The following is a 12,252-nucleotide window of genomic DNA, read 5'->3' as shown; positions in this document are numbered from 1 at the left end:
AATGGCTAAAAATGACTTTAAAGCATTTGCCATTGGTGAAAACGCGAATACTTTATCGCAAGAAGAATATGAAAGTGCAGATTTTATTGAGGAGGGATTTAAATCAGGAATAGCGAGGAGTGAACGATTAAATAAAGTTTGGCGCCAATCTTCGGTTATTGCAGCGGTGATAGGGAAATACATTGCAGAAAAAACCGGTGAAGACGTTATGGATGATGGAGACCTGGAAAAACTCGTAGCGCAATTGGATTTAGCATTAAAACATAAAATTACTACAGAAATCCCTGATGCTTCATTGACGCAGAAAGGCATATCGCAACTCAACAGCGCGACAAACTCTGACAGAGAAGATCAGGCGGCGACGCCGAAAGCGGTTCACGATGTTAGAAAAATCGCTGAGAGCAAATTGAGTGGTGTTTCTGATGCCTCATTGACTCAGAAGGGGATTGTACAACTGAGTAGTGCGACAAATAGTACAAGTGAAACCTTAGCTGCGACGCCAAAAGCAATTAAGGAAGCATACGATTTTGCAAATACCGCAAATGTAGCAGCTAAAAATGCTCATGATGAAGCTAATAGGGCTACAGATAATGCCAACAGCAGGTTGGCAAAAAACCAAAACGGCGCAGATATCCCTAGTAAAAGTGAGTTTATAAAAAACCTTGGTTTAGTGGAAACCGTCAAGTTGGCGAAAAGTGCGTATCCAAAATCAGGGGGTGTTGTAAATGGGAATGTGGATGCCACCGGGTCTATTTCCGGTAGAGGTGTGTATGAATACCCAAGTATTCGTGTCTATAGTGCTGTAAACAAACCATCACCGGGTGAGTTAGGTGCGTATACGACGGGTGACTGTGATAGACAGTTTCAACTCAAAGGCAGCGGTCTTCTATCGATAGATAGCGACAATGTTCGTTTTAGTGGTCATGTATTAGCTTGGCTTGATGAAGTTAGCCGCTTAATTGATGTTGCTAATAACATCCCAGTTGGTGCCCCCATCCCGTGGCCGCAACCAAATCCTCCATCAGGTTATCTTACGTGTAACGGCCAATCATTTAATAAATACACCTATCCAAAATTAGCTGTCGCCTATCCTAGTGGCAGGTTACCCGATTTGCGCGGTGAATTTATCCGTGGTTGGGATGATGGTCGTGGCGTGGATCATGGTCGTGGGATTTTGTCGTGGCAACCACAACAAGTTCAGTGGCATCAGCACCTTGGTGGTCACGGTGGCCGAGCGCAAGGAGCATTTGGTGTAACAAATTTAGCCGGCCATCCTGGCTCGTATCGTGATGATGCACAGCAAACTTTACCGTTCACAAATAACGGTAGTGATTATCAAGGATTTACAAATAGCGGTGCTGTCGGTAACGAAACCCGCCCCCGCAATATTGCATTTAACTACATAGTAAGGGCAGCATAATGACTGAACAAAAATATTCTTTAGAACCGGAAGCAGCAATATTAGGTCAAGACGGGTTAGCAGAAAAAGCGGGTTGGCTGACAATCTACCATGCCGCACCTCATTCAAGGGAATTTATCGGTGCAACACCAGAATATTTGATGAAGGGGGTAGGCATACCGGCAAGTTCCTACACAGATGCGCCAACACTGCCTAAATCCGACTCTATGGCAGTCAGGCGTACAGCAGATGGAGAACTCTGGGAAATTGTTCCCGATTACCGTGGAAAAACAGCTTACAACATACAGACTCGATTACCGCAAGAAATTACTGAGCTGGGTGAATTGCCTGAAACTCTGACATTCAAACAGCCTGCTACTCATTTTGATCGATGGGATGGTTCAAAGTGGGTGACTGACAAAGCAGCAATAAAGGGCAGCGAGATTGAGCAGGCAGAACAACTACGCGATACTCTGTGCACGCAATCTAATGAAACCATTACATTACTTCAATATGCCGTTGATACTGAATTGGCTTCGGAAGAGGAACAGGCTCTGTTACTTGAATGGAAAAAATATCTGGTATTATTGAACCGTGTTGACACTTCATTGGTCCCTGATATTAAATGGCCTGAGATGCCAGAATGACAACAATAAGGGCTGCTTATGCAGCCCGATAACAAAAATACATATCAGTATGGTTTTTCAGGCCAGTTAATGTCTGGTTGTAGAGAGCAACGTAATATCACACGATTAAACAGTGAAGCACTATAATTAAGCCGGTCACCCGGCTTTCGTTTACTTCGGCACTTCCGGCCACTGAACATTAGGTGCTTGCAGAACATCTACACGAGTGAGTAATACTCTGTATTTTCTCCACTCCAACAGAGCGGCTTTCTCTGAGTCTGTAGCAACTTCTAAGTCAACAGAGTCTTGTAGCAATGAGAGTGTTTCATTTGCTTGTTGTAACAGTGCTGCTTGCTTCTGTTTTGCTTCGTTGATTTGATGGGATTTTAAGAGGTCTTTATCAACTACCCACTCTTTACCATTCCACTTATCATAGTCGGTATCAGGTTTTTTGAATGTTAATGTATCCGGCAATTCACCGATTTCTGTAACTTCAATCTGTGCTTGTGTTAACGTGTCGTACGCGATTTTTCCGCGATAATCGGGCAACATTTCCCAACACTTACCATCAATACTGCGGCAGACAGCCTCGTCAGGAGAACCTGGTAGTTTGGGCGCGTCGGGATAAGCACCGGCTGACAGACTGACACCGAGCATCACGTATTCAATATCTGAATTGGTAAATTCTCTCGTTATCTGATTCGAGTGATAAACCTTTATCCAGCCAGCTTGAATCGCTAAACCATCTTTGCCCAACACGGCGGTTTCATGTTCTAAAGAATATTTCTGTTCTGTCATTATGCTGCTCTCACTATGTAGTTAAGTGCGACGTTGCGGGGTCTATTTTCGTTAGCGGTTGGGACGACACGTGATGCGTCAAATGTCACGTTATCAGCCCCTCTCGCGTAATTTGCTTCTTGCAGACAATAAAGGCCCGATGACGTATCACGTGTTTTTGTAAAACTCCCAGACACCGCATCAACTATTGAAAATGAGCCATCCAGGCGCACATCAAGACGACCTGTAATATTTCTGATTGCATCACCCTGCCATGTGCCTGGCATTCGTCCCGGATCAACACCTCGGCTATCATCCCATCCACGGATAAATTCGCCCCTTAAATCAAACAGTTGCCCTGATGGATAAGCTTCTGCTAATTTTGGATATTTTGATTTATCAAACGTCTGTCCATTGCATGTGAGATAGCCAACGGGGGTGTATCGGTGAGGATACGGCAGTGGAACGCCTACCGGTACAATATCATCAAGTGTTGCTAATGTGCCGTTTTTATTTGGAAAATTAACAAGATAAATATTATTACCCGCAGCGTTTCGCTTATATAAATAAATAGACTGAGCATTATCATTAGTTAGATCTGCTTCGATAGCAAAGAATCCACGATATTCTTTTCCCTGCGGCGAGAAAAAATTAATTCGCGGATATATGCCCTTGGTATTAACAACTTCAACATTTCCGCGCGCGAAATTAGCATCAACAAAACTTTGCTGCGCTGAATTTCTTGCCAACTCCACCGTTTCCACTAAACCAATGTTTTCTGTAGCCCATTAACTGACAGCAATCTTTGTGAAAGCAGCTTTTAAAAGTATTCGATGGGACCCAATATGGTAAAAATCGGGCAGATCTGAGTGTCAATAAATAACCAAAATGATGATTGAGAAAGAAATATATTAATCATGATGGAATTACAAACAATAATTGAGCGATAAATATACAGAAAAATAGCATCACCTTACAAAGTTTCATTACAATGCATCTCAAGTAGTCACTCTCTGTAAACCTACCATAACGCTATATTCTGCAACATTACACATTAACCAATTCTCTTACCCGTAGTTCACTTGAGATAAACAAATTTACTTTGTATGTATGCGTGCATATGTTGATGTCAGGTTGGGAGGATATATAATCAACTGACCTGAAAAAAGGGCTGACTGCCGTTGGATGTGAACTTAGAAGGCATAACGGAGGTAGCCACCAAATTTGGTGGTCACCTATAACCGGAAAGACATTCCCGGTCCCGCATCCCAAAAAAGATCTGCCTATCGGCACCGTCAAATCTATAAAGAAAATGGCGGGGATTTAATCCCCGCCGACTTTGGAGGCCATCATGTTTTTCTCAGTAGGTGTTGAGTTGCCGAAAGATGAAAACACCGCGTATGGTCTAGTTATTCCTGCGCTGTGTGCCGAAAATTATGGCTGTTTTTCTGCCGCTGATAATAAAGAAGACATTGCGATAATGGCGCGTGAGGCTATCTTGCTAACAGTAGAAGATATGGTCGCAAATAATAGAGCAGTTGAACATATTCAGGATGCTGGCTATCTGGTTTATGCGAAAAACACAGAATATCAATATGTTGATAGCTGGTTTGTTATCGACGTTGATTTGTCTGAATTTTCCGGAAAGCAGCAGCGTATTAATATCTCACTGCCTGATACGCTCATTCAACGTATTGATAATCGTGTCAAAGAAAGTCCGGCACAATATCGAGACCGAAGTCACTTTTTAGCAGAAGCGGCAAGACATGAACTCAGCTAACATCAGGCGCATTCATGCGCCTGATGTTAAAAAACACTCAATTGACGCCGTTTTTGTAAATCTCTACGATATCGGTATGAATATAAAACTCTAATCATAGACTCTGTACTGTTTTAGTGGATATGTGATTCCGTCCGCAGGTCCACTCTTAGTAAAGATTAGAGTAACTGACAGATGAAAGTTAAGGGTATTCCATATCCAAGAAAAAACAATATGTGCTAATAATGAAAAAATAAAAAAATCGGTCATGTAACCAATGGTTAGCAATAAAAAGATGAGGCATCACACAACAACTAACTATTGGCGTCATGACTAAAAAACTAGCCATGATTCAACTTTGATAGTTTTTTCTAAATCACATAGTTCCATACCACCCCATTAACTTAATGAATGCGTTCGTAATGTTAATTGGGTTCCATTGACAGAATAACTATGAACAACTGAGTTTCATTATTTCGTCTTTAAAGAACTGTTTTCAATTTACTGTTTTGGCTATTTCAACATCTAGTTCTAAGGATGATGCTTGCTGTAGAATAGAATATCTTCGTTCGATATCTGATTCTAAATTAATGATAAAAATTTTCATTCTTTCACCTAGCAATATTGGGAAGGAATCTGAATAAAATAAACCGTGAAATTTCAAATGGTTAATATCGAAATTTATTGAAATAATAAAGCATCTCTAATACTCAAAAATATCTTGACAATACTATTACACCTACATTACAGCTCAGGCACTAATAAGATTACTGGGAAATTAATATTATTATTGTATTTATTCGTCAGAAAAGCACCATCTCTACGGTGGTAATATAAATAACTTTCAAAAATAGTGCTACACGAAGTTACATAACATACAATTCTATTTATAACAATTTGTTGAAGAAAACCATGTGTAGAGGAATTATACAGCCTGATTTATTAATTATAACTTGGATGCTAATACCTACTTTAATGTAAGAAAACGTAAATTTTCCCACCATTTGAAATTTTATTTATTTCTTATTTTTAGAAATTTCCTTTTAAAACTAAATCTAATATTATGATCTAACATAAAACTTAATATTGAAAGGTCTTTTACTATCTTATGGATGGAATTAGAATATTCTTTTGACAGCTTATCTCCATATTTATAGATAAGATCTATAGCATGACAAGCTGTAAGGTTTCTGAATTTTCTACCGAAAGTTTTATCAGTTATTAAAATGACCTCTGCAATTGTATTTATTTTAATTTGGCTAATAGAATTAGATAAACTATCTTCTCTCTTTATGTAGTTATAGTATTTCATCTCAGTATAATAAACATTATTGCACTTAACTAAAATTGGAGGGAATGATAGAGCGTCTTCATAACAAGAAATCTCTGGGAAATTATTTCCATGAAATAATTCTCTCTTAAAAAATTTCCCACATGAATGTGCCTGAAATTTCTTATGAATTAAAAAATCTTTTATTGCCGTATCTCTATGAATTTCTACAGGAGATAATAATTTTGATTTTTCTATTATGTCCGAATCTTTTCTTACCTCATTTAACCCACTGATAAATATATCTGGTTTTTTTGATGTCAAAAAGTCTAAAATTTCTCTCATCGAGAAATCAGATAAAAAATCATCGCCATCAACGAAAGTTATATATTCTCCATGACTTATTTCTACTGCATATTTCCTTACTTTACCTACATTCCTAAACTCTTTTCTTATGTAAATAAAAGATTCATTTTCTTCTGAGAATTCTTTTAAGATTGATGGAGTTGAATCAGAAGAACTGTCATCTATCAGAAGAACTTCATATTCTTCAGGATCACAGTCAGATAAAACATGTTTTATGGTACTTATACATTTGAAAATCAATAATTCTAGATTATGTGCAGCTACCACAATTGATAATTTCTTTGAAAAGCAACCATAAGTATCGTTAGTTTCAGTCGTCATAGATGATAATCCTCTTATATTACTGTCTTAAATGAGCGTCAAATAATAATCTCATTTTTGATATTTCCCTTTTGAAGAAAAACCATAATTTGAGACATACTTTAAGGAACACTTCTTTATTGTTTTCACGAGCTAAAATATTACTATTGATTTTTACCTTTTCGTTATCTCTGCCCATAAAAAAACATTATACTGGTAACTGAACTACCTACAATGGTATTTACCAGGTTTCGTAAATCAGGAAGAATCAGCGTTTACCTTACATACTGGCAATAGATGCACCGTATAGATAAAGTAGCAATGGTAATGGAAGTTGCAATACCAATGACAGTGGGAAGAGGCCCATAAAGCACATTGAACTTGTTTAATTTTTAAAGAGCACATGAGACTAAGACGCAATTTCTATATCTAATGAATTCTACTATTATCACTATACAATATATTTTTCATCATGTGAATCAAAACTATCTGAATAGTTTTGATTGAATTTTTTAAACCTGAATACTTTAAATATAGAAAAATTTATATATAGTCTAGATTCAACTATTAAGTAAGAACAATTGTTTAGGGGATGGCCAGTTGCTATACTATAGACATCTTTCCCATTTACCAACACAGGAAAACAAATTGTACCATATAAAAAACTAAAAAAAACAAACATACTGGATTTTTATATTAAAAAAATATTTATTGCAACATTTAATTGCAAGTCATTCAATTTAAGTCTATAAACCATTATCAGATAATCGAGAAGAAATTAGAAAATAAAAGAATATTACTTAAAACAGTCCCATATTCAAATGCTTTTTCTCCATCATTTTGTTAAGAAAATCATGAAAATGACTAAATAAAGCAATGGATAAAACAGTTAATCTGGCAGGATTTAAGCTCGGAACAAGTTGTTGATTATCTTAAGAAGTATAAAAGAATTTCTTTACATCATGAAACCATTTATAGCTTGATTTATAAAGACAAAAGGGATAGAAGTAACTTATGGCAACATCTTAGGATTGTCAGTTACCGTATTGTATACCCGTTTAAAACAATAACGTATGATAATGGTTTAGAATTTGCGAATAATGAAATTATCAGCAAAAAATTAAAAACAGATATCTATTTTTCGAATCCTTATCTCCCTGGAAAAAAATAATAAATGAGAATGTCAGTGTTACTATGCGATACCGCCATATGTTAATTGAAGGTAATATGAACAAGAAAGAAGGACAGAAAGTTAGAAGAAAACTCAAAATATTAGCTCATACTAATAATATCAGTAAGACTTGCTGTTACTAAGGAATCTATCGGAATACTTTTTTGCACTGGAAAAGAGATTATGAAGTTGAAGGAGAAAAAAGACTAATTAATAGCAAACCGTGCCCAAAAATCCAGCTGTTCGTATTGTGCCCATCATTAAAGAGAAAATTCTATACCTTGGGGATAACTCGTATACTACTGGTGTTCCTGTAAGGTTATTGGTCAGATTGTGAATAATTCCTAGCGCTTTCCCGTTGAAGAAGCCATACAGCTAACCGGTTTATTTGAATTTTTGGATTAACCTTTAAATTGGCTCATGATCGCTAGGAAAGTCGTCAGATTTTCGCCCGTAAATATTGATGCGCCTGTTGCTACCATCCTCTCAGATAATTAATCATAGAGAGTTTAGGGTTGATATAGAAGTATATGATATTAATAATTACTGCCCTATTTACGGGCAGAATTATTATGGGAAAAGTAATCGACCAATGCTTTCTCTGATACACCAGCGATCTTTATATTCGTAGGTAGGTTTTCCAAATGAAAAACGCATTGCCTTATTTTCTTCGTTACATTTTTCCCACGCATTTTGCGTATTCAGCCACATTATTATAGTCCCTACAGATAATTTGGCTAACTCTGTATTTAACCCAATATTTATGTAATCGAAAGTTGACCATTTTGGATTATCTGATTTCATTATTAGCTGAAATGCTGCTGGTTTCCCTTGATAAAAAAGGATACTACCAAACACCATACTGCGAAACTTTTGGATGAATTTTATGTTTTCTTCTCTTTGACCTGGATATACACCTCTGCGCATCTTGAAGAGTTCAAAATAAATATCTACTAATTCAGAGGCACTATATTCACATTGGTCTATTATCGCTCCCCCTTGCTCAAGGAATCGTCTAACTTCTCTTTTTCTTGAATTCTTCGTACTGGATGACATCATCTCTGGATTCTTTGCCAAACAAATTTGTCGCCGGGCATTCAATTTGTAAGTAACATTCATAATAGAGCTTGCGTTTATCTCTGATACAATTTTACCTTTAAAAGGAAGTAAGCTTTTTTTCTCAGTAGATAGAGGCAAAATTAATTCATCTTTTGGCACAGGAAAATTGAGATGTTTAGTAATTTCGGAAGTGAAATAATCATTAGCCAGATATCTATTGTGCCATACACATAAGGCTCCCGTGAGCTCATCATTTCCATTAGTTCTCACAAAGAATCGTTCTCTACATTCTGCGTGTGAGTGCAAATAATCAAGTACATCAGGATGTGTTGAAAAATTGCCGCCAAACTTTTTATAACAATAACGGTATTCAGACTCTCCAGCTTCTGACCACCCTGAAAAATAAGTCTTTATGTTTAGAATATTCAATGATGCTACCTCTATATAAATCTAAAATGGATTATAATTATGGTAATCTCCATCTTTCATGGTGATAAATGCCACACATGTCAAATGTTTCCAGCGACATATTAGACTGTTTATGGTTATAAAGCCACTGCTATTCGGCGGCAAACATACTATGTATTAGCAGAAATTTAGGTAATGTGTGTCAATAAAGGACCAAACAACCCTGTAATTACTTTAGTTGCTCTGGTCATATTGTACCGGACTATCTTTGACACGATTATCAATACACTGCTACTTTCCGGAAAATTCAGACAAATCAACGTCGATAACAAACCAGCTATCAACATATTGATATTCTGTGTTTTTTTGTATAAATTAGATAGCCAACATCCTGAGTATGTTTAATTTACACACTATTTTAGGCTATATCTTCTACTGTTAATAAAATAGTCTCACTAGCCATTATCGCAATGTCTTCTTTATTATTTTCAGTACATAACGCAGGAATAATCAGACCATCCGCAGTGTTTTCCATCTTTCGGCAACTCAATATCTACTAGAGAAAAACATAATAACCTACAAGGTATTACAGATTTGGCAGTGTCGATAGGCAGATCTTTGTTAGGATACGGAACCGGCAGTGCCTTCGGTTATTGGTGACGCCTTCCGTAACCTTTTAAGTTCGCATCCAACGGCGATAATTCTTTTATTAGGTCAGTATGATTTCATATATCCTCTTAACCTCACATCAACATACGCACGCATACATACAAAGTAAATTTATTTATCTTAAGTGAACTATGGGTAAGAGAATTGGCTAATGTGTAATTTTGCAGAATATGGAGTTATGGTAGGTCTACAGAGAGCGACTACTTGAGATACATTGTGATGAAATTTCTGAGCAAATAAAGCAAGGTGGTGCCAATTGCTATATATTTATCACTCAGTTGTTGTTCGTGATTCCATCACGGCTTTCTTCATCACTATTTTGGTTATTTATTGACACTTAGCTTAGATCTGCCCAATTTTTACCATACTTGATCCCATTCAATACTTTTAAAAGCTGCCTTGACAAAGAGATTACCGTTAGTTAATGGGCTACAAAAAATATTGGTAAACCAGTTTTTAAAAATATTCAATAGGATTAAATACGGTAAAATTAGCCATGCATATATTTAAGGATTATTTTGTTTACTTTCTCCTGCTACTATGATTCATTATCATGTGGCATATTATGTATATTTTCCTACACTGAGGGTTATAGTGATATTTCTGTGTTATATGGTTTTTTATATTGGAAGCAAAGTATTCTGGTTTAAATGTTAACTAAAATTTCTCTTATTCACATGACGAAAAATACATAGTATAGTATCAATAGAAAATTCGGTTGGATGAAGAAAGTGAACCTTCGTTTTTCCTACTTTCCGAAAGCTAAGCTGTGTTTTACTACTACACGATGTACTATATAATAGATAAATATGAAACTTACAAAAAACCACTTAATCAAATTATTACCAGTTGTTGCACTCTTAATCTTTTGCCTTTTAGCTCACATAGCTTTAGGTTATCGTTTAAAAATAGCGTATGTGTTCGCTATATTCTCTATTTTTCTATTGTTAAACAAAGTCACAATAGTTTATAGGCCCCTGCTTATCGTTCTTGGTATAGCAACTCTCGTTTATGCTCCTATCGGGCTTACATATGGCTCACCAAACTTCAACTCAATTCTTTCGTTATTCTATACAAACGAACAAGAGGCTAGTGAATTCATCTCTTCTATTCCAGTTGAGCATTATCTTTTTAGTGTGTTTATCCTGATCTTTTGTTTATTCTCTCTAAAAGCAAGCATTAATTTACATAAAAATGTTAATGTTTTTCTGTTCTCTTTTGCATTAATTACGGTAATACACCACCCTTTAAAAGCTTTTATACAGGATGAGGAATTTAATATCCTTGACTCTGGACTTCCTGAAATTAGAGTAGTCAAAGATGTCACTATCAACTTTATAAGGGTAAAAAGTGAATATAAAAAAATGCGACAAATACTAAGTGAGAAGGATACGTGGGGAACGGTATCGGCAAAATCAAAATATAGCACCTATATCGTTGTGATTGGAGAAAGTGTACGTAGAGATTTTATGAATGCCTATGGATTCCCGATACATAATACACCTTTTATGAGCACTACTAATGGGGCACTTTTTACGAATTATATCTCAGCAGGTCCATCAACCCAGATATCATTGGCAAACTCACTAGCAATGGTCAAAGATGGTAAAAATATTTTAAGCAATAATATTGTTACATTAGCAAAAAAAGCTGGCTTTTATACTTATTGGATATCAAATCAAGGCTCTATAGGGGTATTTGATACTCCGGTTGCCAGTATGGGAGCAAGAGCTGATTCTCCATTATTTATTAAAAAAGGTGAATCCAGTTCTGGCCTTAACAGAAATATGCCTGACACAAATGTTATGCCAATTGTGAAAAAAGCCTTAGAGGATAAGAGAGAAAAAAAGCTAATTGTTATCCATTTAATGGGGTCTCATTCCCCCGCTTGTATCAGAACAAATTATGAATACAAAGTGTTTTTTAAGTCAGAACAGGTTTCTTGCTATATACAGAGTATTGAAAACACTGATAACTTGCTATCAATAATTACTGATGAAGTACAAAAAAATGAGAAGAACTGGTCTTTGATGTATTTTGCTGATCACGGAGTATCTTTCTTTGAGAAAGATACTAAGAAGATGAGGCTTGCTCATAATGATAAATATAAACAAAATTATCAGGTTCCTATGTTTATTACATCTTATGATGATACATCTCGTAATATTATTAACGCTCAACGTAATTCAATGAATTTCTTGACACTATTTTCAGAGTGGACAGGTATTAAAGAGTCTACAATCCCCGAAAATTGTAAAATATTGTCTAATGAAATATGTAAAAACCAAGATGATGTTCTGGACTTTAATAATAATGTCATGAAATATAGCTCATTACCAGAAGATAAAATTCCTGAATGAATTTTCATATTATGAAAAATACACACAGGATTTGTATCGAACCCGATTTTTAGATGAGATTGAATAAGTAACGAAGGTAAGGTTGGAT

9 protein-coding genes and 1 pseudogene are annotated in these 12,252 nt (G+C 36.0%); 6 read left to right on the top strand and 4 right to left on the bottom strand.

All coding sequences use genetic code 11. The features are described from left to right. Position 1: 1 nt before the first annotated feature. Complete coding sequence (locus TI10_RS23220) at positions 2–1,420, top strand: tail fiber protein (RefSeq protein ID WP_053093475.1); 1,419 nt, start codon at positions 2–4, stop codon at positions 1,418–1,420. Continuing rightward, positions 1,420–2,046: a tail fiber assembly protein gene (locus TI10_RS17660; RefSeq protein WP_049584703.1), complete on the top strand. Its 627-nt coding sequence runs from the start codon at positions 1,420–1,422 to the stop codon at positions 2,044–2,046. The genes TI10_RS23220 and TI10_RS17660 overlap by 1 nt, the downstream gene beginning before the upstream one ends. A gap of 150 nt (positions 2,047–2,196) precedes the next feature. On the opposite strand, the gene TI10_RS17655 is transcribed toward TI10_RS17660, so the two are convergent. Both TI10_RS17655 and TI10_RS26185 read right to left on the bottom strand, forming a co-directional pair. After that, positions 2,197–2,823 carry a tail fiber assembly protein gene (locus TI10_RS17655; protein ID WP_049584702.1) on the bottom strand — a complete coding sequence of 209 codons (627 nt, stop codon included), beginning with the start codon at positions 2,821–2,823 and terminating at the stop codon, positions 2,197–2,199. Continuing rightward, entirely contained in the window at positions 2,823–3,551 is a 729-nt protein-coding gene (locus tag TI10_RS26185) for a phage tail protein (protein WP_244161646.1), read from the bottom strand. The genes TI10_RS17655 and TI10_RS26185 overlap by 1 nt, the downstream gene beginning before the upstream one ends. A 410-nt stretch (positions 3,552–3,961) precedes the next feature. Here TI10_RS26185 and TI10_RS24145 point away from each other — a divergent pair, with 410 nt between their 5' ends. Together TI10_RS24145 and TI10_RS17645 are read left to right on the top strand one after the other, a co-directional pair. Next, positions 3,962–4,129 (top strand): type II toxin-antitoxin system HicA family toxin, encoded by a 168-nt coding sequence (locus TI10_RS24145; RefSeq protein ID WP_244161653.1) that lies wholly within the window; start codon positions 3,962–3,964, stop codon positions 4,127–4,129. A gap of 24 nt (positions 4,130–4,153) precedes the next feature. Beyond that, positions 4,154–4,582 (top strand): type II toxin-antitoxin system HicB family antitoxin, encoded by a 429-nt coding sequence (locus TI10_RS17645; RefSeq protein ID WP_049584701.1) that lies wholly within the window; start codon positions 4,154–4,156, stop codon positions 4,580–4,582. A 991-nt stretch (positions 4,583–5,573) separates the two neighbouring features. Here TI10_RS17645 and TI10_RS17640 read toward each other — a convergent pair. Then, the gene (locus TI10_RS17640) at positions 5,574–6,518 is read right to left on the bottom strand and encodes a glycosyltransferase family 2 protein (RefSeq protein ID WP_049584700.1); all 945 of its coding nucleotides are present in this window, start codon (positions 6,516–6,518) and stop codon (positions 5,574–5,576) included. 847 nt (positions 6,519–7,365) lie between these two features. On the opposite strand from TI10_RS17640, the pseudogene TI10_RS26815 reads away from it, so the two are divergent. Then, positions 7,366–7,697 (top strand): annotated as a pseudogene (locus tag TI10_RS26815) (hypothetical protein); the annotation flags it as partial. A gap of 541 nt (positions 7,698–8,238) precedes the next feature. Here TI10_RS26815 and TI10_RS17635 read toward each other — a convergent pair. Then, positions 8,239–9,156: a GNAT family N-acetyltransferase gene (locus TI10_RS17635; RefSeq protein WP_049584699.1), complete on the bottom strand. Its 918-nt coding sequence runs from the start codon at positions 9,154–9,156 to the stop codon at positions 8,239–8,241. 1,457 nt (positions 9,157–10,613) lie between these two features. Here TI10_RS17635 and TI10_RS17625 point away from each other — a divergent pair. Further along, positions 10,614–12,164 (top strand): phosphoethanolamine transferase, encoded by a 1,551-nt coding sequence (locus tag TI10_RS17625; protein WP_049584698.1) that lies wholly within the window; start codon positions 10,614–10,616, stop codon positions 12,162–12,164. The last annotated feature ends 88 nt before the right edge of the window (positions 12,165–12,252 follow it).

It is taken from the genome of Photorhabdus luminescens subsp. luminescens (genome assembly GCF_001083805.1).
Classification (GTDB): Bacteria; Pseudomonadota; Gammaproteobacteria; order Enterobacterales; family Enterobacteriaceae; genus Photorhabdus; species Photorhabdus luminescens.
Note: the sequence above shows the minus strand (reverse complement) of the source record. Positions and strands in the feature narration are given on the sequence as shown.

Excerpts from the sequence above, each read along its gene's own strand:
- TI10_RS23220 (WP_053093475.1), top strand. The coding sequence starts at position 2 with ATGGCTAAAAATGACTTTAAAGCATTTGCCATTGGTGAAAACGCGAAT.
- TI10_RS17660 (WP_049584703.1), top strand. The coding sequence starts at position 1,420 with ATGACTGAACAAAAATATTCTTTAGAACCGGAAGCAGCAATATTAGGT.
- TI10_RS17655 (WP_049584702.1), bottom strand. The coding sequence starts at position 2,823 with ATGACAGAACAGAAATATTCTTTAGAACATGAAACCGCCGTGTTGGGC.
- TI10_RS17645 (WP_049584701.1), top strand. The coding sequence starts at position 4,154 with ATGTTTTTCTCAGTAGGTGTTGAGTTGCCGAAAGATGAAAACACCGCG.
- TI10_RS17640 (WP_049584700.1), bottom strand. The coding sequence starts at position 6,518 with ATGACGACTGAAACTAACGATACTTATGGTTGCTTTTCAAAGAAATTA.
- TI10_RS17625 (WP_049584698.1), top strand. The coding sequence starts at position 10,614 with ATGAAACTTACAAAAAACCACTTAATCAAATTATTACCAGTTGTTGCA.